The 24,855-nt window shown below is 71.4% G+C and carries 31 protein-coding genes and 1 pseudogene; 13 read left to right on the forward strand and 19 right to left on the reverse strand.

The annotated features are described in order from the left end of the window. Window positions 1–75 precede the first annotated feature (75 nt). From rpsR to rpmB, 4 genes are read right to left on the reverse strand one after another with little or no spacing between them, the layout of a single operon-like run. Window positions 76–330, reverse strand: a complete 255-nt coding sequence (rpsR, locus tag A3CE_RS0101890; protein ID WP_026468057.1) for a 30S ribosomal protein S18 — start codon at window positions 328–330, stop codon at window positions 76–78. Next, on the reverse strand, window positions 327–632 hold the full coding sequence (gene rpsN / locus A3CE_RS0101895; protein WP_020638373.1) for a 30S ribosomal protein S14: 306 nt from the start codon (window positions 630–632) through the stop codon (window positions 327–329). The genes rpsR and rpsN overlap by 4 nt, the downstream gene beginning before the upstream one ends. After that, the gene (gene rpmG / locus A3CE_RS0101900) at window positions 632–799 is read right to left on the reverse strand and encodes a 50S ribosomal protein L33 (protein WP_003091682.1); all 168 of its coding nucleotides are present in this window, start codon (window positions 797–799) and stop codon (window positions 632–634) included. Before rpmG ends, rpsN begins: the two co-directional genes overlap by 1 nt. Continuing rightward, window positions 799–1,035 (reverse strand): 50S ribosomal protein L28, encoded by a 237-nt coding sequence (rpmB, locus tag A3CE_RS0101905; RefSeq protein WP_020638374.1) that lies wholly within the window; start codon window positions 1,033–1,035, stop codon window positions 799–801. The genes rpmG and rpmB overlap by 1 nt, the downstream gene beginning before the upstream one ends. Window positions 1,036–1,113: 78 nt before the next feature. Between rpmB and A3CE_RS0101910 the strand changes: the two genes are divergently transcribed. The 4 genes from A3CE_RS0101910 to A3CE_RS0101925 are packed head-to-tail and all read left to right on the forward strand — an operon-like array spanning window position 1,114 to window position 2,628. Further along, complete coding sequence (locus A3CE_RS0101910) at window positions 1,114–2,043, forward strand: GTP-binding protein (protein ID WP_020638375.1); 930 nt, start codon at window positions 1,114–1,116, stop codon at window positions 2,041–2,043. Continuing rightward, on the forward strand, window positions 2,040–2,294 hold the full coding sequence (locus A3CE_RS0101915; protein ID WP_020638376.1) for a type B 50S ribosomal protein L31: 255 nt from the start codon (window positions 2,040–2,042) through the stop codon (window positions 2,292–2,294). The genes A3CE_RS0101910 and A3CE_RS0101915 overlap by 4 nt, the downstream gene beginning before the upstream one ends. After that, the gene (gene rpmF, locus A3CE_RS0101920) at window positions 2,294–2,443 is read left to right on the forward strand and encodes a 50S ribosomal protein L32 (RefSeq protein ID WP_020638377.1); all 150 of its coding nucleotides are present in this window, start codon (window positions 2,294–2,296) and stop codon (window positions 2,441–2,443) included. Before A3CE_RS0101915 ends, rpmF begins: the two co-directional genes overlap by 1 nt. Next, complete coding sequence (locus A3CE_RS0101925; RefSeq protein WP_020638378.1) at window positions 2,440–2,628, forward strand: GTP-binding protein; 189 nt, start codon at window positions 2,440–2,442, stop codon at window positions 2,626–2,628. Before rpmF ends, A3CE_RS0101925 begins: the two co-directional genes overlap by 4 nt. Before the next feature lie 37 nt (window positions 2,629–2,665). On the opposite strand, the gene A3CE_RS0101930 is transcribed toward A3CE_RS0101925, so the two are convergent. Together A3CE_RS0101930 and A3CE_RS0101935 are read right to left on the reverse strand one after the other, a co-directional pair. Then, a complete protein-coding gene (locus tag A3CE_RS0101930; RefSeq protein ID WP_020638379.1) occupies window positions 2,666–3,340 on the reverse strand; it encodes a polysaccharide lyase family protein in 675 nt (224 codons plus the stop codon). Between the two features lie 177 nt (window positions 3,341–3,517). Next, window positions 3,518–3,814 (reverse strand): hypothetical protein, encoded by a 297-nt coding sequence (locus tag A3CE_RS0101935; RefSeq protein WP_020638380.1) that lies wholly within the window; start codon window positions 3,812–3,814, stop codon window positions 3,518–3,520. Window positions 3,815–3,955: 141 nt separating this feature from the next. Between A3CE_RS0101935 and A3CE_RS0101940 the strand changes: the two genes are divergently transcribed. The 4 genes from A3CE_RS0101940 to A3CE_RS0101955 are packed head-to-tail and all read left to right on the forward strand — an operon-like array spanning window position 3,956 to window position 7,078. Further along, entirely contained in the window at window positions 3,956–4,390 is a 435-nt protein-coding gene (locus A3CE_RS0101940) for a MarR family winged helix-turn-helix transcriptional regulator (RefSeq protein ID WP_020638381.1), read from the forward strand. Further along, entirely contained in the window at window positions 4,387–6,057 is a 1,671-nt protein-coding gene (locus A3CE_RS0101945; RefSeq protein WP_020638382.1) for an MFS transporter, read from the forward strand. The genes A3CE_RS0101940 and A3CE_RS0101945 overlap by 4 nt, the downstream gene beginning before the upstream one ends. Beyond that, on the forward strand, window positions 6,054–6,794 hold the full coding sequence (locus A3CE_RS0101950) for a dienelactone hydrolase family protein (RefSeq protein WP_020638383.1): 741 nt from the start codon (window positions 6,054–6,056) through the stop codon (window positions 6,792–6,794). The genes A3CE_RS0101945 and A3CE_RS0101950 overlap by 4 nt, the downstream gene beginning before the upstream one ends. An 11-nt stretch (window positions 6,795–6,805) precedes the next feature. Further along, window positions 6,806–7,078 (forward strand): DUF6295 family protein, encoded by a 273-nt coding sequence (locus tag A3CE_RS0101955; RefSeq protein ID WP_020638384.1) that lies wholly within the window; start codon window positions 6,806–6,808, stop codon window positions 7,076–7,078. 62 nt (window positions 7,079–7,140) lie between these two features. Here A3CE_RS0101955 and A3CE_RS0101960 read toward each other — a convergent pair whose 3' ends face one another. The 4 genes from A3CE_RS0101960 to A3CE_RS0101975 form a co-directional block, all read right to left on the reverse strand. Continuing rightward, entirely contained in the window at window positions 7,141–8,547 is a 1,407-nt protein-coding gene (locus tag A3CE_RS0101960) for a pyridoxal phosphate-dependent decarboxylase family protein (protein WP_020638385.1), read from the reverse strand. After that, the gene (locus tag A3CE_RS0101965) at window positions 8,534–9,847 is read right to left on the reverse strand and encodes an MFS transporter (RefSeq protein WP_026468059.1); all 1,314 of its coding nucleotides are present in this window, start codon (window positions 9,845–9,847) and stop codon (window positions 8,534–8,536) included. The genes A3CE_RS0101960 and A3CE_RS0101965 overlap by 14 nt, the downstream gene beginning before the upstream one ends. Window positions 9,848–9,968: 121 nt before the next feature. After that, window positions 9,969–10,994: an LLM class F420-dependent oxidoreductase gene (locus A3CE_RS0101970; RefSeq protein WP_020638387.1), complete on the reverse strand. Its 1,026-nt coding sequence runs from the start codon at window positions 10,992–10,994 to the stop codon at window positions 9,969–9,971. A 9-nt stretch (window positions 10,995–11,003) separates the two neighbouring features. Beyond that, window positions 11,004–11,921 (reverse strand): oxygenase MpaB family protein, encoded by a 918-nt coding sequence (locus A3CE_RS0101975; RefSeq protein WP_020638388.1) that lies wholly within the window; start codon window positions 11,919–11,921, stop codon window positions 11,004–11,006. Between the two features lie 86 nt (window positions 11,922–12,007). Here A3CE_RS0101975 and A3CE_RS0101980 point away from each other — a divergent pair, with 86 nt between their 5' ends. The 3 genes from A3CE_RS0101980 to A3CE_RS0101990 all read left to right on the forward strand — a co-directional run bounded on the left by A3CE_RS0101980 (window position 12,008) and on the right by A3CE_RS0101990 (window position 15,352). Further along, window positions 12,008–12,598 (forward strand): TetR/AcrR family transcriptional regulator, encoded by a 591-nt coding sequence (locus tag A3CE_RS0101980; protein ID WP_020638389.1) that lies wholly within the window; start codon window positions 12,008–12,010, stop codon window positions 12,596–12,598. A 53-nt stretch (window positions 12,599–12,651) separates the two neighbouring features. Continuing rightward, window positions 12,652–13,437 (forward strand): IclR family transcriptional regulator, encoded by a 786-nt coding sequence (locus A3CE_RS0101985; protein WP_020638390.1) that lies wholly within the window; start codon window positions 12,652–12,654, stop codon window positions 13,435–13,437. Between the two features lie 94 nt (window positions 13,438–13,531). After that, window positions 13,532–15,352, forward strand: a complete 1,821-nt coding sequence (locus A3CE_RS0101990) for a hypothetical protein (RefSeq protein ID WP_026468060.1) — start codon at window positions 13,532–13,534, stop codon at window positions 15,350–15,352. Between the two features lie 287 nt (window positions 15,353–15,639). Here A3CE_RS0101990 and A3CE_RS0101995 read toward each other — a convergent pair whose 3' ends face one another. The 7 genes from A3CE_RS0101995 to A3CE_RS0102025 all read right to left on the reverse strand — a co-directional run bounded on the left by A3CE_RS0101995 (window position 15,640) and on the right by A3CE_RS0102025 (window position 22,507). Beyond that, a complete protein-coding gene (locus tag A3CE_RS0101995; protein WP_020639723.1) occupies window positions 15,640–17,013 on the reverse strand; it encodes an IS1380 family transposase in 1,374 nt (457 codons plus the stop codon). A 119-nt stretch (window positions 17,014–17,132) separates the two neighbouring features. Further along, window positions 17,133–18,284 carry an LLM class flavin-dependent oxidoreductase gene (locus tag A3CE_RS0102000; RefSeq protein WP_020638393.1) on the reverse strand — a complete coding sequence of 384 codons (1,152 nt, stop codon included), beginning with the start codon at window positions 18,282–18,284 and terminating at the stop codon, window positions 17,133–17,135. Beyond that, window positions 18,281–19,291, reverse strand: coding sequence for an ABC transporter substrate-binding protein (locus A3CE_RS0102005; protein ID WP_020638394.1), 1,011 nt, complete (start codon window positions 19,289–19,291; stop codon window positions 18,281–18,283). The genes A3CE_RS0102000 and A3CE_RS0102005 overlap by 4 nt, the downstream gene beginning before the upstream one ends. After that, complete coding sequence (locus A3CE_RS0102010) at window positions 19,278–19,982, reverse strand: ABC transporter ATP-binding protein (protein WP_020638395.1); 705 nt, start codon at window positions 19,980–19,982, stop codon at window positions 19,278–19,280. The genes A3CE_RS0102005 and A3CE_RS0102010 overlap by 14 nt, the downstream gene beginning before the upstream one ends. After that, a complete protein-coding gene (locus A3CE_RS0102015; protein WP_026468062.1) occupies window positions 19,967–20,779 on the reverse strand; it encodes an ABC transporter permease in 813 nt (270 codons plus the stop codon). The genes A3CE_RS0102010 and A3CE_RS0102015 overlap by 16 nt, the downstream gene beginning before the upstream one ends. A gap of 125 nt (window positions 20,780–20,904) precedes the next feature. Further along, complete coding sequence (locus A3CE_RS0102020; protein WP_020638397.1) at window positions 20,905–21,615, reverse strand: MBL fold metallo-hydrolase; 711 nt, start codon at window positions 21,613–21,615, stop codon at window positions 20,905–20,907. A gap of 10 nt (window positions 21,616–21,625) precedes the next feature. Beyond that, window positions 21,626–22,507 carry a LysR family transcriptional regulator gene (locus tag A3CE_RS0102025; protein WP_020638398.1) on the reverse strand — a complete coding sequence of 294 codons (882 nt, stop codon included), beginning with the start codon at window positions 22,505–22,507 and terminating at the stop codon, window positions 21,626–21,628. A gap of 100 nt (window positions 22,508–22,607) precedes the next feature. On the opposite strand from A3CE_RS0102025, the gene A3CE_RS0102030 reads away from it, so the two are divergent. Beyond that, window positions 22,608–23,231, forward strand: a complete 624-nt coding sequence (locus A3CE_RS0102030; protein ID WP_020638399.1) for a dihydrofolate reductase family protein — start codon at window positions 22,608–22,610, stop codon at window positions 23,229–23,231. On the opposite strand, the pseudogene A3CE_RS54625 reads toward A3CE_RS0102030, so the two are convergent. Together A3CE_RS54625 and A3CE_RS0102040 are read right to left on the reverse strand one after the other, a co-directional pair. Then, a pseudogene (locus A3CE_RS54625) lies at window positions 23,200–23,382 on the reverse strand (zinc-binding dehydrogenase); the annotation flags it as partial. The gene A3CE_RS0102030 and the pseudogene A3CE_RS54625 overlap by 32 nt on opposite strands. 45 nt (window positions 23,383–23,427) lie before the next feature. Then, entirely contained in the window at window positions 23,428–23,940 is a 513-nt protein-coding gene (locus tag A3CE_RS0102040; RefSeq protein ID WP_020638401.1) for a DinB family protein, read from the reverse strand. Between the two features lie 51 nt (window positions 23,941–23,991). On the opposite strand from A3CE_RS0102040, the gene A3CE_RS0102045 reads away from it, so the two are divergent. Next, the gene (locus tag A3CE_RS0102045) at window positions 23,992–24,843 is read left to right on the forward strand and encodes a DMT family protein (RefSeq protein WP_026468063.1); all 852 of its coding nucleotides are present in this window, start codon (window positions 23,992–23,994) and stop codon (window positions 24,841–24,843) included. The last annotated feature ends 12 nt before the right edge of the window (window positions 24,844–24,855 follow it).

The raw sequence follows: 24,855 nt of genomic DNA on the forward strand, positions 1-24,855 counted from the left end.
GTCAGGACATCCTCCTGCGACGCCCCCTTTCGTCCACCCATGGTCGCGCACCCACCCGGCTGCCGCATCCGAATTTCAGCTCGCGCGCCCCGAGGACGGGTACGGCAGCAGGGCCATCTCGCGCGCGTTCTTGATCGCCGTGGCGACCTGTTTCTGTTGCTGCGGCGTCAATCCGGTGACCCGGCGGGCCCGGATCTTGCCCCGGTCGGAGATGAACTTCCGCAGCAGGTCGGCGTCCTTCCAGTCGACTTCGGTGATCTTGTTGGCGCGCAACAGGTTCACCTTGCGCTTGGCGGGACGGTCACGGTTCGGCTTCGGCATCCGGCTCACCAGCTCGACTTCGCGACGCCGGGCAGCTCGCCGTTGTGGGCGGCCTGCCGCATCTTCACCCGCGACAGCCCGAACTTCCGCAGGTACCCGCGGGGACGCCCGTCGGCGGTGTCGCGGTTGCGGATCCGGGTCGGGCTCGCGTCACGGGGCAGCTTCTGCAGCGCGACGACCGCCCCGGCCTTCTCCTCCGGCGACGACGCCGGCGAGGCGACGACGGCCTTGAGCGCGCGGCGGCGTTCGACGTACCGCGCGGCGATCACCTTCCGCTGCTCGTTCTTCGCGATCTTCGACTTCTTGGCCATCAGCGCTCTTCCTTGAACTCGACGTGCTTGCGCGCGACCGGGTCGTACTTGCGCAGGACCATGCGGTCCGGGTCGTTGCGGCGGTTCTTCTTCGTGACGTACGTGTAGCCGGTGCCCGCGGTGGACCGCAGCTTGATGATCGGCCGGACGTCGGTGCTCTTCGCCATTACAGCTTCACCCCCTTCGCCCTCAGCTCGGCGACGACGGCCTCGATGCCGCGCTTGTCGATCGTCTTCATGCCCTTGACGGAGACGCGCAGCCGCACCCAGCGGCCCTCACCGGCCACGAAGTACCGGCGGTTCTGAAGGTTCGGCTCCCACCGCCGGGACGTGCGGCGGTGGGAGTGCGAGACCTGCTTGCCGTAGCCCGGCTTGCGGCCGGTGACCTGGCAGACGGCGGACAAGGACCCTCCCAAGTTGATAGTGGTTATCATTGTCATCTACTCTACGCACCGTACCCCGCCCGCATTCCTGGAGCCGCAGTGACCCCTCACCCCCGCGTCCCGCTCGTCCTCGTCAGCGGGCTCGCCCCCGGCCCGAACGCCGCGCTGGCCGAGCTTCTGCGCGTCGCCGGGCCGGGCACCGCCGTCGTCCACCACGACCTGCGCGAGATCCACTCCGGCGTCGTCCGCCGCCAGCTGCGGCTCGGCGAACACGACGAACTGTCCGTGCTGGAACTGGCCCACGGCTGCGTGTCGTGCACCCTGCGGGAGGACCTCCTCCCGCTGCTGCGGCGGCTGGCGCGGCGCCCGGAGGTGACCCGGATCGTCGTCCGGCTCGACGAGGCCATGGAGCCGGAGCCGGTGAGCTGGGCGATCCGCAACGTCCTGGTCGGCGACCATCCGGTGCGCGACGACGTCGACCTGCGGGCCGTCCTCACCGTCGTCGACTGCGCGACCTGGCTCGCCGACGCGACCGGCGACGACGAACTGGCCGACCGGAACCTGCAGGGCAGCCCCGAGGACGAGCGGACGGTCGCCCAGGTCGCGCTGTCCCAGGTGGAGTTCGCCGACGTCCTCGTGCTGGCCGGCGCGGCCACCGACGCGTGGAGCGCCGCGAAGGCGTCCGCGGTGCTCGACCGGGTGGCGCCGTCGATCCCGCGGGTCGAGCTGGCGCGGATGTGGACGGACGTCTCCCCCGAACGCCACACCCTGGCGTCCCTGCGCTGGGACCCGGCGCACGGCGACCGGGCGCAGGAGCTCGTCGTGGTGACGGACCAGACAACGCCCGACGAGATCGACACGGCCCTGCGCGGCGCTCTACTGACCGACGAAGAACTGGCCGCCGGCCCCGGGGAGTGGCAGCGCTACCCGGACCCGTTCGGCGACTGGCACGAAGAGCCCTGCGAGGACACCGAACCCGACCCGGCGCGGCACGACGCGACCGCGGCGAACCGAAAGGAAGACCAGTGAAGAACGGCATCCACCCCGATTACCACCCCGTGGTTTTCAAGGACTCGTCCACCGGCGACAGTTTCCTGACCCGGTCCACCATCACCTCCGACCGGACCATCGAATGGTCCGACGGCAACACCTACCCGCTCGTCATGGTCGACATCAGCTCGTGGTCGCACCCGTTCTGGACCGGCACCCAGCGGATCATGGACAGCGCCGGCCAGGTCGAGAAGTTCCACCGCCGCTACGGGAAGCGAGGCAACCGCTGATGGCCGTCCCGAAGCGGAAGATGTCCCGCAGCAACACCCGGTCCCGGCGGTCACAGTGGAAGGCCGCCGTGCCGGACCTGGTGCCGATCAAGGTCGACGGCAAGGTTCAGCTGGTCCCGCGCCGGCTGATGAAGCACTTCCACTCGTGACGGTCCCGGTCACGGTGTTGTCCGGCTTCCGCGGCGCGGGCAAGACGACGTTGCTCAACCAACTGGTGTTCATCGGCGTCGACCTGGCCGGGGACGCGTTGCTCGCCGCGTTGGGTGACTGCCTCGGCGACGTCGCGACCGGGCCCGACCCGTTCCCGGAGTGGGGCCCGGTCCACGTCCACTGACTCGTGAGCGTTCCGGACGGCCCGGAGCGCTCACGAGTCACTTCTGGAAGAACTTCACGTTCTTCCACTGGGTCTGCGCGTTCGCCGCCTGGAGCGTGCCGTACACGCCGTACTTGAAGTAGTGCGTGCCCGTCGGGCCGGATCCGCTGGCCACGAGCTTGCCGCCGAGGTAGACGGAGACCTTGTTCGCGGTGGCGTCGTGGATGACGTTGACGTGCACCCACTTGCCGAAGACTCCGGTGGCGAGCACCTTGCCCAGGCCGCGGAGGGTGCCGCCGTCGGCCGCGTAGGCGCGGATCATCAACGTCGTCGCGCCGGGCCCGTCGTTGCCGAAGATCTGCATGCACGACTCGTCTTCGGTCGGACCGGCCACCTTCAGGTCGCCCTCGAAGTGGCGGAGCCCGGTCTTGTAGTCGTTGTGGACCCGGACCTCGACCCGGTTCGACGACTTGCTCAGCAGCTTGAACGTCTCCACCCCACCGGAGCGGCTGTAGGACACGCCGTCCTCGGCTGCCTGCGTCGTGGTGGCCCAGTCGTGCGGATGGGCGGTGCCGTGACTGACCACCTGGATCGTCTTCGAGGGGTCGACCTGGGTCCAGCCGGTGCCGATCACGGCGGCCTGCGGGACGGGCGCCGCCGAGGCGGCGGTGACCGGAATGGCCAGAGCGGCCGCGACCACGATGGCCAGTCCGGCCAGGCGCGGACCTGACATGCCTTGCTCCTCTCCCTGAGCCGAGCGCGGCGTCGTCGCCACGCTTCCAAGGTAGCCGCCGAACATCGGATGTAAAGACCTTTCTTGAAAGGTCCCGATCAGCGGAATTCCTTACAGCCAGGGAGATCGTCGTGATTCAGACTGGACCATCAAGCCGATTGATCCGATGAAAGCACTTCAGTGGTCGTCGTAGTGGTCCTCGTGGACCGCGTGGCGGTGTCCGTCGTGCAGGTAGTCGACGTGCTCGCCGTGGGGCACCGCCACGTGGCCGCAGCCGTCGCCGTGGGTGTGGTCGTGGCCCGCGTGCGGTACGTGCCCCGCGATCTCGCACTCGTCGAAGTGGCCGTCGTGCGGCCGGTGCAGGTGCCCGTCGTGGGCGTAGTCGACGTGGTCGCCGTGCGGGACCGCCGCGTGGCCGCAGCCCTCGCGGTGGATGTGGTCGTGGCCGGCGTGCCGCACGTGCGGGCTGGTCATCGGCTGCCCCTTCCAGGTGTGTCCATTTCGGACGGTAACACCGGGCCCGGCCCCGGCCCGGGCGAAACCTCCCGGCTCACCCGATAGCGGCGCTCGCGTCCGAGTTGATCAACCCAGGTTTATCAGTCTAGGTTGACGAATGTGACGGACGAGGAGCTCCTCCAGGCGAGCGCCGACCTGCGCGTCGCCCTCGGCCGGCTGATCCGGCGGCTGCGCCAGGGATACGTCGCCGGCGAGCTGACCCTGCCCGAACGCTCGGTGCTCTCCCGGCTCGACCGGGAGGGCCCGGCCACGCCGGGCTGCCTGGCCGACCTCGAACGCGTCAAACCGCAGGCCATGGGCGTCACGCTCGCCGGGCTCGTCGGCCGCGGGCTCGTCGAACGGCGCAAGGACGACTCCGACGGCCGCAAGGTGCTGATGTCGGTCACCGAGGCCGGCATCAAGCTGCTCACCGACCGGCGGTCGCGGACCACGCGGCTCATGGCGGCCGCGCTGGCCGAGAAGTTCACCGCGGCCGAGCAGCGCGAGCTCGCCGCGGCTATCCCGCTGATCGAACGGCTGGCGGACGAGCTGTGAGCTACAAGTGGGTCGCGCTGTCCAACACCACACTCGGCGTGCTGATGTCCGCGCTCGACGGCTCGATCGTCATCATCTCGCTGCCGGCGATCTTCCGCGGCATCGGGCTCGACCCCCTCGCGCCGGGCAACATCGGCTACCTGCTGTGGATGATCCTCGGCTACCTGCTGGTGCAGGCCGTGCTGGTGGTGACGCTGGGACGGCTCGGCGACATGTTCGGCCGGGTCAAGATGTACAACCTCGGCTTCGTCATCTTCAGCGTCGCTTCGGTGGCGCTGTCGTTCGACCCGTTCCACGCCGGCGGCGGCGCGTTGTGGCTGATCGGCTGGCGGGTCGTCCAAGCCGTCGGCGGGTCGATGCTGACGGCGAACTCGGCCGCCATCCTCACCGACGCCTTCCCCACCGAACAGCGCGGCATGGCGCTGGGCGTCAACCAGATCACCGCGCTGGCCGGGCAGTTCCTGGGTCTGGTCGTCGGCGGCCTGCTGGCCGAGATCGACTGGCGCGCGGTGTTCTGGGTCAGCGTGCCGTTCGGGCTGCTGGGCACGATCTGGTCGATCCGCAGCCTCCGCGAGGTCGGGACGCCGAAGCGCGCGAAGATCGACTGGGGCGGCAATGTCACGTTCGCCGCGGGCACCGCGCTCCTGCTCGCCGGCATCACCTACGGTATCCAGCCCTACGGCGGCGGCGCGACCGGCTGGGGCAACCCGTGGGTACTCGGCGGGATCGGCGCCGGCGTGCTGCTGCTCCTGCTGTTCGGCGTCATCGAGACCCGCGTCGCCGCGCCGATGTTCCAGCTGAGCCTGTTCAAGATCCGCGCGTTCGCCGCGGGCAACGTCGCCGCCTTGCTGACTTCGGTCGCGCGTGGTGGCATGCAGTTCATGCTCATCATCTGGCTGCAGGGCATCTGGCTGCCCCTGCACGGCTACGACTACGAGCAGACGCCGCTGTGGGCCGGGATCCACATGCTGCCGCTGACCGTCGGGTTCCTCCTCGCCGGCCCGGTGTCCGGGTACCTCTCCGACCGGTTCGGGGCGCGGCTGTTCGCCACCGGCGGGCTGCTCCTGGTCGCGGTGGCCTTCGTCGGGCTGCTGGCACTGCCGGTGGACTTCCCGTACCCGGCGTTCGCGGCCCTGCTCGTGCTGAGCGGCGTCGGCCAGGGCATGTTCGCCGCGCCCAACACGTCGGCGATCATGAGCAGCGTGCCGACCGATCAGCGCGGTGTCGCCTCCGGCATGCGGGCGACGTTCCAGAACTCCGGGACGTCGCTGTCGATCGGCGTCTTCTTCTCGCTGATGATCGCCGGGCTGGCCTCGTCGCTGCCGCAGACGCTCACCGGCGGGCTGCAGGCCCACGGCGTCCCGGCGCCCGTCGCCGACGGCGTCGCGCAGTTGCCGCCGGTGAGCACGCTGTTCGCGGCGTTCCTCGGCAGCAACCCGGTCGGGCACCTGCTCGGCCCGGACGTCCTTTCCGGACTGCCGCCCGCGGACCGGGCGACGCTCACCGGCGGCGAGTTCTTCCCGCGGCTGGTGTCCGGCCCGTTCCACCACGGCCTGGTGGTCGTGTTCACCGCGGCCGCGCTCATGGCCGTCATCGCCGCGGTGGCTTCCGCCGCGCGCGGCGGGCGTTACTTCCACACTCCCGAGGAAGTCAAGGAGTCTCAATGACCGACGAAATCGTCGCCGGGACCGTCACCATCAGCGGTCACGGCGGGGACGAGCTCGAGGCCTACCTGGCCAAACCGACCGACGCGACCCCGCGCGGCGGTGTCGTGGTGATCCACCACCTGCCCGGCTACGACGCGGCGACGAAGGAGATGGTGCGCCGCTTCGCCGTCGAGGGCTACAACGCGCTCTGCCCGAACCTGTACACCCGCGAAGCACCGGGCGCGGACCCGGACGACGCGGCCGCGATGGTCCGCGCGGCCGGCGGCGTCCCGGACGACCGTCTGGTCGGGGACGTCTCCGGGGCGGCCGACTACCTGCGCGCCCTGGAAAACGCGAACGGCCGGATCGGCGTGATCGGGCACTGCTCGGGCGGGCGTCACGCGTTCCTCTCGGCCTGTTCCCTGGACCTCGACGCGGCGGTGGACTGCTACGGCGCCTTCGTCGTCAACGACCCGCCCGAAGCCATGAGGATGATGAAGCCGCTGCTCGGCCTGGCCCCGCAGCTGTCCTGCCCGCTGCTGGGCATCTTCGGCGCCGACGACCAGTTCCCCGGCCCGGACGAGGTGGCGGTCTTGGCGGCCGAGCTGGAGAAACTCGGCAAGGAGCACGAGTTCCACACCTACGCCGACGCCGGTCACGCGTTCTTCGCCGTCGACCGCCCGAGCTACCGCCCCGAAGCCGCGAAGGACGGCTGGGAACGCATCCTCGACTTCTACGCGCGCACGCTCACCGTCTGAGAGGACTCGCCATGTGCACCTACCTGACCGAGAAGTTCGCCCTCGAAGGCAGTGGCAAGGGCGCCCGCGGCTGGTTCCGCCTGACCGAGGGCACCGTGTACGTCGACCACCCGGTCCACGCGCCGTACGGGCACACCGTCAACATCGACTTCCGCAGCCCGGCCCTGGGCGCGTCGGCGCGGGTCGCCCTCGAACTCACCGAAGAAGACGCCCTGGCCCTGGCGGACGCGATCCACGCGGCCGTCAAATCCGCCCCGGCCGGCCTGGCCTCCCGCACCCAGTAGCCGAAGTCCGTGAATGGCACATTGAGGGACTCTAAGTCCCTCAATGTGCCATTCACGGCTTTTCACGGCGTGTAGAGGGCGCCCAGGAACTCGAGCAGGAGGCGCTCCCGGAGTGGGGGTGGCGCTGTGGCGAGGAGGGCGTTGATCGGGGCCATGCGGTCCGGGAGGCCGGAAGCGCCGCCGAGACCTGCCGCGGCGAGGAGGTCCGCGAACTGCGAAGACGTCAGCGTGTCGGGGTCGAGGGCCGCGACGAACTCCGCCACCGCCGGGTCCACGACCACCGGACCGGCGGCGCGGGCCGCGTCGACCGAGGCGGCCAGGTCGGCGAGGAACTCCTTCTCGCCGCCGTGGTTCGCCGCCGTGACCGTCAGGTGCAGGTTCACCGGCGACGTCAGATGAGCGAACTGCGGCTGGACGTACCAGCCGCGTGCCTTCATCTCGTCGGCCACCGTGAACAGGTCGAAGCCGTCGTCGCCGGTGAACGCGATCAGCGTCGACACCGGGTCGCCGAGCACCCGCAGACCGGGCAGTTCCTCGATACCGGAACGGATCCGGGACGTCGCCTCACGCGCGGCGGTCGCCAGCTTGAGGTACCCCTCGGAGCCGAGGTGGTGCACCACCGCCCACGCCGCGGCGAGCGGGCCGCCGGAGCGCGTGCTCTGGATCGTCGTGTTCAACATCGTGTAGCCCGGCCAGGCCGCGCTCGCGAAGTAGTGCGTGCGCCGCAGCTCGGCCGACGCGTGCAGCAGCACCGACGTCCCCTTCGGGCAGTACGCGTACTTGTGCAGGTCGACCGAGATGCTGGTGACGCCGGGGACGCGGAAGTCGAACGGCGGGACATCCGCGCCGAGGCGGGCGAAGTACGGCAGCACCCAGCCGCCGATGCAGGCGTCGACGTGCATCCGGACACCCCGCTCGAGAGCCGCCGCGGCGATCTCCGGCACCGGGTCGAGCACGCCGTGGGCGTACGACGGTGCGCTCGCCACGACCAGGACCGTCGAGTCGTCGATCGCCGCGGCCATCGCCGCCGGGTCGGCCCGGAACGTCACCGGGTCGACCGGGACGTCGATCCGGCGCAGCCCGAACAGGTGCGCCGCCTTGTGGAACGCCGCGTGCGCGGTGGTCGGCAGCACGATCGACGGCGACGGCCGTCCGTCGCGCGCGGCGAGCACCGCCAGCAGGCACGACTCCGTCCCGCCGGACGTCACCGAGCCGACCACCCCCGGGACGTCACCCAGCAACCGGGACGCCGCGAGAACGAGGTCGTTCTCCATCTTCAGCAGGCTCGGGAACGCCGTCGGATCCAAACCGTTCGCCGACGACGCCAGCGCGTGCGCCGCCGCACCGAGGGAGTCCACTTCGGACATTCCGCTGTCGTAGACGTAGGCCAGCGTGCGGCCGCCGTGCGTCGGCAGGTCACCCGCGCGCAGCGCCCGCAGCCGGGCGAGGACGTCCTCAGGCGGGTTCATGCCGCGGTTCCAGCACCGACCGCCGCAGCAGCGGCAGGGCCAGCGCGATGAGCACGCCCGGGATGACCGACGCCCCGACGAGGATCGCCAGGATCGCGCTGTGCGGCTGGTCCGCCGTCGCGTCGGTGCTGGACACGTACCCGCCGAACGCGAGGATGATCGCCCACAGCCCGCCGCCGAAGGCCAGGCCGAGCGTCTCCCCCGCGGTCCACACGCCCGCGGCGATGCCGGCCCGTGTCTCGCCGGTGCGCTCCTCCTCGGCGGTGATCAGGTCGGGCAGGATGGCCAGCGGGAACACCGAGATCCCGGCGTAGCCGACCCCGCACAGCGCCACGAAGACGAACGACACGACCAGCGGGGTTTCGCGCGCGAAGACCAGGCCGAGCAGCCCGACCGCGAAGGCCGCGGTGGCCAGGCGGAAGCCGTTGAGCTTGCCGACCCGGTCGCCCAGGCGCGGCCACAGCGGCATCGTGATCAGCGCGGGACCGACGAAGATGACGAACAGGATCGTCCCGTAGCTCTCCTTGCCGAGGATGCGCTGGGCGAAGAACGGGATGGCGGCGAGCACCGTGCCGATGCCGAGCGCCTGGATGAAGTACGTGCCGAGCAGCCAGCGGAACGGCCGCCACGCGGCGAGCGTCCGCACCAGCTCCTTCAGGTTCACGGTGTTCGGCCGCAGCGAGCCGACCGGCGCGTCCTTGAGCCCGAAGTACACCAGCAGCGTCGCGGCCAGCACGATCAGCCCGATCACCACGGCCATCAGCCGGTAGCCGGCGACCCCGTCGATCGCGGCGGTGATCGCCGGCGCGCCGCCACCGCAGATCAGGATCGTCACGGCCAGCACGCCGATGCGGACGCTGGTGAGCTTCGTGCGCTCGGTCGCCGACTCGGTCAGCTCGGCGGGCAGCGCGTTGAACGGCACCTGGAACAGCGCGTACGCCGTGGCACACGCGGCAAACGTGATCGCCACGTACAGCGCGTCCGGCAGCGGGCTCCCGAACCCGGGGTGGGCGAACATCGCCGCGAACAGGATCGCCACGCCGATGCCGCCGATGAGCAGGAAGCGACGGCGGCTGCCGGTCTTGAGCAGGTCGGCGTCGGACAGCCGGCCGGCGATCGGGTTGAACAGCACGTCCCAGGCCTTGGGCACGAACACGATCGCGGCGGCCCAGCCCGCGGGCACGGCCATCGTGTCGGTCAGGTACTTCACCAGCACCAGTCCGGGGACCGTGCCGAAGGACCCGGTGACGAACGAGCCGAGCGAATAGCGGAACCTCGTCCGGCCGGACAGCGTCGCCAACAGGTCCTCCTCGAATGCGTACCGGGTGCAGGCCATGAGTATTCGATCTCGGCGCGCACCCGGTAGTGGTCGAGGGGAATCGTGCCATCGTCGTGACCAAGGCCACGGAGCGACCCGCCGGTCAGCCGAGGGCGCGGGCGATCTTCTCCAGCGTCGCGGCGTCACCGCGTAGCAGCAGCTGCGTGACGACCGTTTCCTCCCACGCCCGCAGCTCGTCGCGGATCTTCGCCGGCGGCCCGATCAGCGAGGTGTCCTCGACCAGCGACGTCGGGATCGCGGCCGTGGCCTCCTCCTTGCGGCCCGCCAGGTACAGCTCCTGCACCTTGTCGGCCACGTCCTCGTAGCCGAGCCGGGCGAAGACGTCGTGGTGGAAGTTCACGCTCTTCGCGCCCATCCCGCCGATGTACAGCGCGAGCGACGGCTTCATCCAGCTCGCCGCTTCCTCGACGTCGTCGTGCACGATCACCGGGACCGAGCACGGCACCTCGAACGTCTCGAGGGTGTGCCGCGCGCCCGGCCGGCCGAAGCCCTCTTCCAGCGCGGCCTGGTAGAAGCCGTTGCTCTTGGGCGAGAAGAACATCGGCAGCCAGCCGTCGCCGATCTCCGCGGCCAGCGCGACGTTCTTCGGGCCCTCCGCGGCCAGATGGATCGGGATCTCCTTCCGCAGCGGGTGCACGGTCGGCTTCAGCGGCTTGCCGAGCCCGGTCCCGCCCTTGAGCGGCAGCTGGAAGAACTGCCCGTCCAGGGTCACCGGCGCTTCGCGCGCGATCACCTGCCGGACGATGTCGACGTACTCCCGGGTGCGGGCGAGGGGCTTCGGGTACGGCTGCCCGTACCAGCCTTCGACGACCTGCGGGCCCGACGCGCCGAGCCCGAGCACCATCCGGCCGCCCGACAGGTGGTCCAGGGTCAGCGCGTGCATCGCGGTCGCGGTCGGGGTGCGCGCGGCCATCTGGACGATGTTCGTGCCCAGCCGGATCCGGCTGGTCGAAGCGCCGTACCAGGCCAGCGGGGTGAACGCGTCCGAGCCGTACGCCTCCGCCGTCCACACCGAGTCGAACCCGAGCTCCTCGGCCTTGAGGACGGCCTCCAGCGCGCCCGGGGTCGGGCCGCTGCCCCAGTACCCGACGTGGAATCCCAGCTTCACGAATGCCTCCTAGACGTTCGGCGCGTAGTGCTCGGGCTTGCCCCGCTGGGACAGCGGCGGCAGGTTCCTTCGTGGAGTCTCGGCCAACGGCGCGTCCGGAGCCACCTCGCCGCGGACGCGACGCCAGCCGGCGCGGGCTCGCGGGTGGTAGCGACGATCGTGCGGGACGAGCTTGAACACGGCGTTGACGAGCTTCCCGAACCGCCGGTGGCGCCGTGCGTCGCGTTCGGACCAGCGGAAGCCGAGCAGGTCGCGGACCTCTCGGTCGTAGAGGCCGATCGTGAGCCAGACGAAGTTGCGCGCGACGATGCGCTGGACCGGCCGCCACAGCACGTCCGGCAGCCAGGGCAGGAACGGCGGCTTGCCGAGCCCGCGGATGTCCAGGACGTCCCTGGTCGCCTTGTTGTCCTCGAGGACCTCGGTGCACATGTGCTTCCAATAGCGCTGGAAGTCTTCCCAGCTCTCGGGCACCGGCCGCATGGTCATGTCGTACATCCGCCACCACCGGACGTGCTCGGCGAACAGCTGCCGCTTCTCCGCTTCGCCGATGCCGCCCATGAAGTGGTCGGCGATGAGGATCGTGCTGACGAAGAAGGTCGCGTGCGCCCAGTAGTAGGTGTCCGGGTCGAGCGCGTGGTAGCGGCGGCCTTGAGCATCGACGCCCTTGATGCGATCGTGGTAACCGCGGACCTCCAGGGCGGTCCGGTGCGCGCGCGGGCCGTCGTAGACCACCCCGCCGATCGGGTAGAGCGAGCGGAACAGCCGCTGCCAGCGTTCCTGGAAGAACCGCGAGTGCTGCTCGACGCCGGCGCCGAGGCCCGGGTGCATGTTCTGCATCGACCCGGCCCACAGGCCGATGAGCAGGCCGCGCCAGTCGCCGAAGTACTTCCAGGTCAGCGAGTCGGGACCCAGCGGGTCCGGTGTCATCAGCGCGCTCCTCGTCGAGTCAAAACTGACTACGGCTGTTGTCAGGCTAGGATCTGACAACAGTTGTAGTCAACCGAGGAGCCGCCATGCCGGGCCGCACGTGGGCGGGCACGACGCTGGACGACCGGAAGGCGCTGCGGCGCGAGCAGCTCGTGGCCGCGGGCCTGGAGCTGCTGGGCACCGAGGGCTCGGCCGGGACGAGCGTCCGCGCGGTGTGCCGGCACGCGAAGCTGACCGAGCGCTACTTCTACGAGAGCTTCGCCGACCGGGAAGAGCTCGTCGCGGCGGTGTACGAGCACGTCGGCGAACAGGCGCGGCAGGCACTCGTCGACGCCGTCCGGGACGCCCCGACCCCCGTCCTGCGGGCCGAACACGCCGTGCGCGCGTTCGTCGAGCTGATCGTCGACGACCCCCGCAAGGGCCGGGTACTGCTGCTCGCCCCGCTGACCGACCCGGCACTGACCCGCCGCGGCCTGCACCTGCTGCCGGTGTTCGCCGCGCTCGTCGGCGAGCAGCTGTCCCACGGCGACGAGATCGAGCGGCGGATGGTCGCGGTCGGGCTGGTCGGCGCGCTGAGCAACGTCTTCATCGCCTACCTCGACGGCTCGCTGAAGGTTTCGCGCGAGCGGCTCGTCGCGCACTGCGTGAAGCTCGTCCTCGGCGCCGACGACCACTGACCTCCCCCTCCGACCTGGTGACACTCGCGCGGCCAATGGGGCACACTCAACCCATGCGTACCGCTGGGCGGAACGAAGGGACGAGCGGCGACGGGCTCGTCGCGACCCGGCTCGCCGCGCTCCTCGAAGCCTTCCGGCCGGGTGACGAGACCGTCGGCGTCTCCGAACTGGCCCGCCGGACCGGGCTGGCGAAGACGACGGTGCACCGGCTCGTCGGGCACCTCACCGAAACGGGCCTGCTCGAGCGCGAGGACGGCGCGGTGCGGCTCGGGCTGCGCCTGTTCGAAATCGGCCAACTGGCCTCGCCCCGCCGCGGACTGGTCGAAGCGGCCCGGCCGTACCTGGCCGACCTCCGCGAAGCGACGCACAACACCGTCCACCTCGCGATCCTCGAAGGCACCGAAGTGGTGTACCTCGACGTCCTGCGCGGCCCGGACGCGCCGACGCTGCCGTCGCGCATCGGCGGCCGGTTCCCCGCGCACGCCACCGGGGTCGGCAAGGCGATCCTGGCGTTTTCTCCGGAATCCGTGGTGAACCAGGTGATCGACGCCGGATTGCCGCGGGTGAGCGCGCGGACGATCACCGCGCCCGGCCTGCTCCGCCGTCAGCTCACCCGGGTGCGGGAGGACGGAGTCGCCTTGGAACGCGAGGAATCCGGTGTCGGCGTCGTGTGCGCGGCCAGCCCGCTGCTCGACGCACACGGCGTCGCGGTGGCAGCGGTCTCCATTTCCGGCTGGGCCAACCGGATGCGGACCGAACGGGTCGCTCCCGCCGTCCGTACGGTCGCGCTCGCGTTGACCCGGACACTCTCCGGATCCACTGCGGACAGTCGGAAATAATCTTGCCAGGCAACACTTTGCCGGGGCTAGGCCGTCCGGCTGACGTCCCCGGCCCGTGCTGGACGGCGGTTCGGGGCCCGCTACGATCCGTGCAATGGCGCAGCACAGCCGGGAAACGCGCGACCGCTCTCCGGCGACTCTTCCCGGGCCGGGTATCCGGAATTCGGCCGCGCACCGGTTGCTGTCACTCGACATCCTGCTCGCGCTGCTGGCCCTGACCGGCGGTTTGCGCGTGCTCTACCTCGCGGCTCCCGAGCCGGCCCTGCCCTCGGAAGCCGCCACCGTCGCCCACGCCTACGCGCTCGGCCACCTCACCTCCTTCACCGACGCGGGCGGCGCGGGGGTCAGCCGGTTCGGCTGGCTGCAGCTCGGTGCCTGGACGATGGTTTCGGACGCGTTCGGCCGCTCGGCAACGGCCTTGGCCGCGGTCCGCGAAACCATGCTGGTCACGGCCGTCGTGGCGGCCGTGCTGCTGTGGTTCCTGGCGCGCCGGCTGGGCATGACGCACTGGGCGTCGGCGGCCGCGGTGCTGTTCGTGGCGGCGTCCCCACTCGCGCTCGGCCTGCAGCGGCTGGTCCTCGTGGAGCACCTGGCCGTCGTGTGGGCGCTGAGCGCGCTGGTCCTGGTCACCCGGCCCGGCGCCCGCATCCGGCACGACGTCGTGGCCGCGCTCTGCCTGCTCGCGGCGGTCCTGACTTCGCCGCTGGCGCTGCTGTTCCTGCCCGCGGCCGGCTGGCTGCTGGTGCGGCGAGCGCCGATCCGGGCGGCGCTGGTGACGGTGCTGCTGAACCTCGGGCTGGGGATCGCGTACGGCCCGGCGGGCGGCGTGCTCCAGCCGCACCTCGCCACGGCCGGCCACCCGACGGCCGCCGACTGGGCGGCGCTCGACCCGGCCTGGGCGGCGCTGTCGGCCGTCGCACTGGTGGCCGCGCTCGCGTTCACCGCCTTGCGGCCGTTCGCGGTGTCCGGCCTGCTGCTCGCCGCGACCCTGCTCGTCCCCGGCGTGCAGCACACCGCCGTGCTCGCCCTGCTGCTGCCGCTGACGCCGCTCCTGCTGGCCGGGGTCGCCCAGGCCGTCATCAGGCGGCGTACGCCCGCGCACCTGTCGGACACCGGCCGTACGCGGCGGACCTGGCTCGCGCTGGCCGCCGCCGGTTCGGTGGCGGCAGTCGCCGTCGGATGGTCCGCCGGCTACCCGGCGCTGCAGCCGTCGACCGACCGGTCCGGGCCGCTCACCGAAGCGCAGAAATGGTTGCGGGACAACGCTTCCGGCTCCTGGCTGCTGGTCGACGACGCGGCGTGGGGCGAGCTCGCGAACGCCGGTTGGCCGACCGGCATGCTGGCCCCGCCGGCCGCCTGCGCGGTCGCCTGCCCGCCCGCCGAGTGGGCCGTCTTCTCCGGCGACGTGACCGGGCTGCGGGAGCGCTACCCGGCGCTCGACACCGCGTTGACCGGCGCGGGGACGACCGCGGTGTTCGGCACCCGCGACCGCCGGGTCACCGTCCGGCGGCTCGGGCTGCCCCCGCCCGACCCCACCGCGCCGCCGGAAGCACCGGCCCGGGCCCACGCCGGCTCGGCCCTGACGGCGTCGGCCCGGATCTCCCTGGCCCCGGACGCCGCCGCCGTGCTCCGCGAGGGCCGCGCGGACCCGCGGCTCATCGCGACGATCGCCGCGCTGTCGGCCATGCAGCCGGTCACGGTGGCGGCCTTCCCGGAGGTCGCCGGCGAGGACCCGGCCGGGCAGCCCCGCCGCCGGGTGCTGCTGACCGGCGGCGAGGACGGCGTGACGGCGTTCTACACCGGCCAGCGCGACCTGTTCCGCCCGGCTTCGGTCACCCCGACCGAAGCCGGCGTGCTCGTCACCTACCCGCTGTTCGCGCCGCCGGGCCTGCTCGTCCCGTTCTCCGCTCCCTGAGGCCCGCCGAAGTTCGCACTCGATCAGGTGCGCCCAGGCCGGCCGGCAAAGCCGTGAAGGCCACCTTGAGGAACTCTATGTTCCTCAAGGTGGCCTTCACGAACATTCGAGATCGTCCAGCGGCACGGATCTAGCCTCGATCTTGCATGGGGCTGTGGCGTTCGGTGGGGGTTCGTGTCGTAGCCGGGGTTTTGGCTGGAAACCGTGGTGGGGGCAGGGTTGTGGGCCGGCTGTCGCGTCGGCGGGCGGGGTCCGAGGTCCTTGGTTGTAGGGGCAGGAGCAGGGTTTCAGCCGGGCCAGCGAGCTGCGCGGAGCCGGGTGAAGGCGGTGGCGAGGTGCTGTGCCCAGGGCCAGTCCTGGTCCAGGTGCAGGGTGGTGACCCGCGCGGTGCGGGTCAGTTTGGCGGCGATGGCGCAGATGCGGTAGCGGAAGGTCGCCGGTTCGGCTCGGGTGAGGTCACCGGTGAAACACAACGCCTGGGTCCAGGTGAGCAGGTCGGCGGCGGTGAGGGCGAGTTCCAGCCAGGCTTTGTTCTCCGGGTAGCCGCGGCAGGGAAAGTTCCGTAGCCCGGTGGTTTTGCCGCAACGGATCCGATCTTCGACCCGGGCGTGGCAGCGGTGGTGGACTTCGAGGTCGGCGAGTTGCCCGCCTGCGGTGTCGGTGATGAACGCGGTGAACCGGTGCCCGTCGGCGTCGGTGAACCGCAACTGCGCACCAGGATGGGGGCGTTCCCGGCGCAGGAACACCCGCGAACCGTCCGGCCACTTCGTCAACTCGAGCATGCCGGTGATCTCCGCGACCCACGCCCCCTCCCGGGGCCCGCCATCGATGTCGTAGGCCGGGACCCACGCATGGTCAGGGACGGCGAGGACCGCGGCCTGGACCTCGGTGCTGATCGGGAACCCCATCGAGAACCCGCATCCCGCCGCTCGCACCGCCGCGGCGAAGGCGTGGGTCGCGCCGGCGGCGTCGGTCCGGACCTGCACCCGCGGCGCGTCGGGATCATCGGGGTCGGGCCGGGCGCAGGCGGGGAGCGCGGCCAGTGCCATCGTGAGGACCTTGACGTGGTCGGCGGCAGTGTTGGACCCGGCTTTGCCGGGTCGCAGGATCCCGGCGAGTGCTTCCCCGCCGGAGATATCCGGCCGGTCGAGGTAGGCCAGCAGCGGATGGAACCCGAAGGTCTTCTTCCATGTTTTCGCCGCGTTCTCTTTCTCGCTGTGCGCGATGCTGATCGTCGCGTCGATGTCGATCGTCAACCCAGCCGCCAGGTCGGGACCTGCTCCGGCGGCCCAGGCCTGTTCCCGGGCTGACGTGCGGACCGTCTGCAGGCGGACCAGGTGCTCGTCGTCGACCCGGTCCAGCACCCGCCACGCGGTGGCGTCGCTGGCCACCGCGCCGAAGAGTTTGTCCTGGTCCCGCAGTGTCGCCAGGTGCGCCAGCGCGTCACCACCGTCAGCGATCATCACCGCCAGGTCGGCCAGGACGCGGCCGGGCAGGTGGACCGGCGTCCCGTCATAGGTGTCCAGAAGTGCCTCCGACCAGCCGGTTCCCAGGCCCGTGCTGATCGTCAGCTCCCGCAGCAACGCCACCCCCGCCCGCGACACCAGCCCCTCACCGTCCGCGCTGACCCGCACCGATGACGCCTTGCTACTCTGCACCAAGGGAGTGCCTTCCTGCCTGGTGAATCTTGGACCGTCGCAAGCCCAAGTTTCCCTTACAGGACAGGCACTCCCTCCATTTTCAGACCCTGATCTACATCACATCGCATGAAAGACGCAGGCTAGAGAGCGGCGATGTTCCGCTCGGGGTGCGACGGCCGGCGGAGGGCCGGGACGTCGGCCAGCAGGCCGCGCCGGGCCAGCTCCGGGCGGACGCCGTCGCCGAACCAGTAGGCCTCCTCGAGGTGCGGGTAGCCGGACAGCACGAACTCCGTGACGCCGATCGAGTGGTACTCCTCGATCAGATCGGCGACTTCCTCGTGACTGCCGACCAGCGCGGTGCCCGCGCCGCCGCGGACCAGGCCGACGCCGGCCCACAGGTTCGGGTGGATCTCCAGGCCGCGGACCCCGCCGCCGGTCCGGCCGCCGTGCAGGGCGACCATCCGCTGCTGCCCCACCGACTCGCTGGCCGCCAGCTGCGCCTGCGCCTTCGCGACCTGCTCCGGGCTCAGCGCGTCGAACAGCTTCTGCGCCTCCGCCCAGGCTTCGGCCGAGGTGTCACGCGAAATGGTGTGCAGCCGGACCCCGAACCGGATCGGCCGGTCCCCGGCCAGCTCGCGGACCTTGCCGATCTTCTCCGCGACCTGCGCGGGCGGTTCGCCCCAGGTCAGATAGACGTCGGCGTGCCGCGCCGCGACCGGCAGCGCGGCCGGCGACGAGCCGCCGAAGTAGATCGGCGGCACGGGATCCGGCACGGCCAGCGTCGTCGCGCCTTCGACGCTCAGGTGCTCACCGGCGAAGGTGAACGGCTCACCCGACCACACCCCGCGGACGATCGTGAGGAACTCGCCGGTGCGCGCGTAGCGGGCGTCGTGGTCGTGCCAGTCGCCGAACCGCCGCTGCTCCACCGCGTCGCCGCCGGTGACGATGTTGAGCAGCACCCGGCCGTTCGACAGCCGCTGGAACGTGCCGGCCATCTGCGCGGCGAGCGTCGGTGAGATCACGCCGGGGCGGAAGGCGACCAGGAACTTCAGCCGGGTGGTCTCGCGGATCAGCGCGGCCGTGGTGAGCCACGCGTCCTCGCACCACGTGCCCGTCGGCGTCAGGACGCCTTCGAAGCCCTGGCGTTCGGCCGCGCGGGCCACCTGGGCCAGGTAGTCGAGGTCGGGGTCGCGCTGCGCCGCCGGGCCCGCGGACCGGTTGGCGTGGAAGCGTTCCACGATCGTGCGGCCGTCGCCGCTGGTGGGCAGGAACCAGTGCAGCCTGATGCTCATCCGTTGCTCCTCGCCTGATCAAGGTCCGCGGCGAACCGCCGGTCGACGTACGCGGCGAAGTCCACCTTCCCCGGCAGAGTCTTCTCGTCGGTGAAGGCGTCCGCGAGCTGCTGTTCGGACGCCACCACGGAGTCGTCCAGCGCGATCGGCCGGTCGCGGCCGGCGTCGACGGCTTCCCGCGCGACTTCGAGCTTCAGCCCGGTCTCCTTGGCCCACGCCTGCGCCCACTCGTCGCGGTGCGTGTCGGCCCACTTCTGCGCCTTGACCACGCGCACCGCGAAGTCGCGCAAGGCGGTGTTCTTGCCGGGATCGCCGAGCGCGGCCGTGCTCGCCGCCAGGAAGGCCAGTCCGTTCGACGCGCCGCGGCCGTCGGCCAGCACCCGGGCGTGGGCTTCGAGCTGGGCCTGCGCGGTGTACGGGTCCCAGATCGCCCAGGCGTCGATGGTGTGCTGCGTGAACGCGGCGTACGCCTCCGCCGGTTGCAGGAAGCTCAGCTTGACGTCCTTTGTGGACAATCCGTTGTTGTGCAGGGTGTTCAGCAACTGCCCGTGGGCCGAGCTGCCTTTGGCCACGCCGATCGTCTTCCCCTTCAGGGAGGCGACGTCGCGCAGCGGCGAGTCCGGCGGGACGAGGACGGCCTCCCGCTCGACGTTGCTGCGCGACACGCTGACGACCTTGATCTTCGCCTTCGCGGCGGCCGCGAAGATCGGCGGCGTGTTGCCGACCCGGCCGGCGTCGATCGCGCCGGCGGAGGCGGCCTCGAGCAGCGGCGGACCCGACGTGAACGTCGCCCATTCGATCTTGTACGGCGTTCCCTGCAGGAGGTTCGCCGCGGTGAGCAGGGACTTCAACCCGCCTTTCTGGTCGCCCACCTTGAGCGTCACCTTCGCCAGGTCCGCCGCGCTCACCGGCCCCGGCACGGCGGCCGGGGCTTCGCCGGTCGCCGTCCCGCACGCGGTCACCACGAGTGCCGCCGCGACGGCGGCCAGTCCCTTACGCCACAGCATCTTCGTTCACTCCCAGATCGGCCAGCACACGCCGGCGGAGGTCGTCGTGGCCGGCGGCTTCGCGGGGCCGGTGCGCGGCCACGATCCGGCCGCCGTCGAGCACCAGGACCCGGTCGGCGAGCCGCAGGGCTTCGTCGACGTCGTGGGTCACCAGCAGCACGCCCGGCCGGTGCCGCCGCCAGAGGTCCTGGACCAGGGTGTGCATCGCGAGCCGGGTGAGCGCGTCGAGGGCGCCGAACGGCTCGTCGAGCAGCAGCAGATCGGGTTCGCGCACCAGCGCGCGGGCCAGCGACACGCGCTGGGCCTCCCCGCCGGACAGGGTGAGCGGCCAGTCGTCGGCGTGCGCGGTCAGGTGGACCTCGGCCAGGGCCTGGTCCGCGAGCGCCCGGTTGCGGGACTTCGCGACGCCGTCTTGGCGCAAGCCGAGGACGACGTTGCGCCAGACCTTCCGCCACGGCAGCAGTCTCGGCTGCTGGAAGGCGACCGAGACGGTGCCGGTGACTTCGGCGCTGCCTTCGACCTCGTCGTCGAGGCCGGCCAAGACACGCAGGAGCGTCGACTTGCCCGAGCCGCTGCGGCCGAGCAGGGCGACGAACTCGCCGCGCTCGACGGTCAGGTTCAGTCCTTTGAGGACGGTCCGGTCGCCGAACCGTTTGGTGAGGTCACGGACCTCGGCTACTGGGTTCGCCACCGCAGCACCTTCCGTTCGAGCAGCCGGACCAGCGCGTCGGTGACCAGGCCGAGCAGGGCGTACAGGACTAGGCCGACCACCACGACGTCGGTGCGCAGGAACTCCCGCGCGTTGTTGATGAGGTAGCCGACACCGGCGTCGGCGTTGACCGTCTCGCCGACGATCAGCGCGAGCCAGGCGAGGCCGAGCGACTGCCGCAGCCCGACGAGCGCCTGCGGCAGCGCGCCGGGCAGGATGACGTGCCAGAGCCGTTCCGCCCGGGTGAACCCGAGTGCTCGCGAAGCCTCGACGAGGTTCGGGTCGGCGCCGCGGATTCCCGAGTGGACGTTCAGGTAGAGCGGGAAGGCGACGCCGAGGGAGACCAGCACGATCTTCGTCTCTTCGCCGATGCCGAACCACAGGATGAACAGCGGGATCAGGCCGAGGAAGGGCAGGGTGCGCAGCATCTGCACCGGCGGGTCGACCAGTGCCTCGCCCCAGCGGGACAGCCCGGAGACGATGCCGAGCAGGACACCGACGACTGCGCCGAGCGCGAAGCCGGCACCCACACGGCCGAGCGACACCGCGAACGCAGTCCCGAGTTCGCCGCTGCGGGCGACTTCGACGCCGGCCCGCACGACTGTCCACGGTGAACTGAGCTTGTCGGGCGGCAAGGCACCGGTGGCGCTGGCGATCTGCCAGGCGGCGACGAGCACCACCGGGCTGATCCAGCGCCGGAGGTCGAGCCGCCGCACCGCCTTTCGCGGCGGCTCGTTTTTCCGGGCGCGCGGCAGCACACCCGTAAGGGAAATCGACACGGATTTCTCCCGGGGACGGGGATTTTCGGGATTGCGTGGTCCCGACCTTCCGGTCCCTGGGAGGGGAAGTCAATCCGCGCCCACTCCGTGAACAGGCAGCGTTTCACCCTGTGGAACGGCTTGTCTCAGCCGCCGAACATGACCTTCCATTCGGCGGGCGAGCGCGGCCGGTAGACGAAGTTGGTGCGCTTGACCTCCGACAGCGCGGCCGACGGTTCGGCCGAGTACTGGTGCCCGGGGTAGACGACGGGATCGCCGGGCAGCCCGGCGAGCGCCTGCAGGCTGCGGTAGATCTCGTCGGCGTCGCCGCCGGGGAAGTCGGTGCGCCCGCAGCCTTCGAGGAACAGCGTGTCGCCGGAGACGAGCTTGTCCTCGACGAGGAAGCATTGGCTGCCCGGCGTGTGCCCGGGCGTGTGCAGCAGCCGGATCGGGATCGCCCCGACCTCGACGACGTCGTCGTGCTCGTGGGCGCGCAGGTCGGTCCCGGAGACACCGGTGACCCGCCGGACCCACTCGGTCTCGGCACCGTTGACGTGGATCGGCACCTGTTCGATCGCGAGGAGCTCGGCGATGCCGGGCAGCGAGAACCCGAGCATCTCGCCGCCGACGTGGTCGGGGTGGTGATGGGTCGCGAGCACCCCGGTCAGCCGCATCCCGTCGCCCGCCAGGACGTCCAGCAGGTCCCGCACCGCGTAGGCCGGGTCGACGATCACGGCGTCCCCGGTTTCGCGGTCACCGATCAGGTAGGCGAAGTTCACCATCTGCGTCGCAACGGGATCCCCGACGGCGAAGTCCCGGCCGGCGAGCAGCTGCCGGAAGTACAGACGATCAGTCATACCGGTCACCTTACGGGCCGCTCCGCGCCGCCGCGGCGGCCTTGGTGAGGGCGGCCAGCACGGCGGCGACCGCGGGTGGGTCCGGCGGGTCGCCGTAGGTGGCGGCGTGGATCCGGCGGTGGACGCCGGGGAGTTCGGTGGCGTGGATGCCGGGCCGGCGGTGGGCGGCCAGCGCGAATCCGGGCAGGGTCGCGACGCCGAGACCGGCGGCGACCAGCGACTGCACCACCACCATGTCGTCGCTGTGCGCGGCGATGCGCGGGGTGAAGCCCGCACCGCCGCACACGGCGGTCAGCTCCGCCCGGCACCGGTCGCAGCCGCCGATCCAGGCGGAGTCCCGGTGGTTCGCCAGGCTGTCGCCGGGGTGCTTGCTGATGAGGTGGATCGGGTCGTCGGCGAGGTGCCGGAACCGGAATCCCTCGTCCTCGAGCGGTGCGCCGGCGTGCTGGAAGACGAGGGCGACGTCGATCTCGCCGCGGCGCAGCAATTCCAGCGCTTCCACCGGGTGCCGGTCGAACAGGCTCAGTTCCAGACCCGGGTGCGCCAGAGCCAGTGCGGCCGCGGCGTCCGGCACCAGCGTGCTCAGCGTGGATGCGTTGGCCGCCAGCCGGATCCGCCCGGCCCGGAGGCCGACCTGCGCGGCCAGCTCGCCCGCCGCCGCGTCCACGCGGCCCACGATCTCGGCGGCGCGGTCGGCCAGCAGACGTCCTTCCGGCGTCAAGCGGATGCCCCGGCCGGTTCGCTGCAGGAGCTTGGCGCCGGTGGCCGTTTCCAGGCGAGCCAGGTGGTGGCTCACCGACGGCTGCGAATAGTGGAGCTCGCGGGCCGCCTCGGTCACCGACCCGTGCCGGGCCACCGCGGCCAAGACCTTGAGCTGGACCAGAGTGAGCATTCATCGAGAATATCAATGATTCGGCGCGCGGACTGACACTAGACGTCATGTCGGGTCCGGGCCATCCTGGACTCGCACAACCACGAGGGAGGGCACGGCGATGACCACACGGACGGGCAGGGTGACCTGCGACCTCACCATCACGGTCGACGGGTACGCGGCCGGGCTCCACCAGACCGAACAGCGCCCGTTCGGCGACGACGGCGGCGACGGCTGGGGCGACAAGCTGCACGCCTGGTTCGCCGAAGGCCGCGACGAGCACCCGGCCGAGTTCGACCGGATGCTGACGGCGAAGGCGTTCATCCTGGGGCGCAACATGTTCGGGCCGGTCCGCGGCGAGTGGGACCGCGCGTGGAAGGGCTGGTGGGGCGACAACCCGCCGTACCACGGCCCGGTCTTCGTGCTCACCCACCACCCGCGTGACCCGCAGCCGATGGACGGCGGCACGACGTTCCACTTCGTCACCGGCGGCATCGAGGCCGCGCTGGAACGCGCGCGCGAAGCGGCCGGGGACGGCGGCGACATCTCCGTCCACGGCGGCGCGACCACCGTCAACCAGTACCTCGCCGCCGGCCTGATCGACGAGCTGCGGCTGCACATCGCGCCGTTCACGCTCGGTGCCGGCGTCCGGCTGTTCGACGGGGTCCCGCCGCTGAACCTGGAGCAGCTGGAGTCGCGCGCGGCGGCCTCGGTCACGCACCTGAGGTATCGCGTGCTCCGCTGAAACTCCGCGTGGTGAGCACGATCCGGCCGAACACCTCGCCCGCGTCCAGCTTCCGGTGCGCCTGTGCCGCCTGCTCCAGCGGCAGCACCTCGTGCACGACCGCCCGCAGGCCGCCGGCGAACAGCTCGGCGGTCACGGCGGTGCGCCGAGCCGGCGCTCCGGGGACTCCGGGCCTGAGGCCGCGCTCACTCCTCCCTTACTCGCCCACCTCCCCGTCGGCCAGCTCGCGCAGCACGTCCAGGTGCCCCAGGTGCCGCGCGGTCTCCTGCACCACGTGCGCCACCACCCAGCGGACCGTGAACTCCGAGCGCCGCCGGGTGCGGTCGTCCGGGCCCAGTCCGCGCAGGGCCTTCTCCGCCCGCGCCCACTCCGCCCGGTAGGCCGCCACCACCGACGCCGGTGTGTCGTCCGGGGTCAGGTCCCAGCTCGGGTCCGGGGTGCCCGCCCACAGCGACGGCAGGTCCGCCCCGCCCGCTTCGATGCACAGCCACCACCGCTCGACCGCGGTGAGATGCTTCACCACCCCCAGCGCGCTCATCCGCGGCGACGACGGCAACGGCGTCGCCGCGGCCTGCTCCGCCGTCAGCCCGGCGACCTTGTTCACCGCCGTGGCGCGCAGGAACTGCAGGAAATCCAGCTGCAGGCGCAGCTCGTCGAAGGCCAGGCGATCCGGCCACCGGCGGTGCGTCTTCGAACTCGTGTTCGACATGCCTGGAACCTACCGCACCGGTCCGACGAAATCCGCCATAGAGTGATCAGCATGTGGTGGGGACTGCTCTGCGCCCTGGGCGCGGCATGCGCGTACGGCGTTGCTTCGGTGATGCAGTCGGACGCTGCGAAGGCGACGGACACCGGCACCGACGGCGTCGACCCGAAACTGCTGGTCCGCGTACTCGGCCAGGGGAAGTTCGTGCTCGGGCTGGTGCTGGACGTCCTCGGGTTCGCCGCCCAGATCGTGGCGCTGCACGTGCTGCCGCTGTTCGTCGTGCAGGCCGCCCTCGCAGCGAGCCTCGCCGTGACGGCGGTCGCGGCCCGGTTCCTCGGTGTCCGGCTCGGCAAGCGGGAGTGGGCGGCCGTGGCCGTCGTGTGCGCCGGGCTGGGGCTGCTCGGCGCGGCCGCCGAGAGCGAAGGGTCCGATCCGGTCGGGCTGGGCTTCCGTCTCGTTCTCATCGGCGCCGTCGTCGTGCTGGCCGCGGCCGGGATCGCCGCGGGGAAGGCGAACCGCCGCGTGCGGACGCCGGCGCTCGGGCTCGTCGCCGGGCTGTGCTTCGGTGTCGTCGCGATCTCCGGGCGGATCATCCCCAGCCTCGCGCCGCTGGACCTGCTCACCGACCCGGCGACCTACACGGTCGCGGTGGCCGGCGGGATGGCGATGCTGTTCTACGCGACGGCGTTGCAACGCGGGAGCGTCACGACCTCGACCGCGATGATGGTGCTCGGCGAGACGGTGTTCCCCTCGCTGGTCGGCGTGCTGGCGCTCGGCGACCGCACCCGGCCGGGGTTCGCCTTCGTCGCCGTCGCCGGGTTCGTCCTCGCCGTCGCGGCCGCGCTCGCACTGGCCCGGTTCGGCGAACCCGCCACCGAGCCGCGAACCGAGACCGTGTCCCCGTGAACCAATAACTTA

It is taken from the genome of Amycolatopsis balhimycina FH 1894 (assembly GCF_000384295.1).
GTDB classification, from domain to species: domain Bacteria; phylum Actinomycetota; class Actinomycetes; order Mycobacteriales; family Pseudonocardiaceae; genus Amycolatopsis; species Amycolatopsis balhimycina.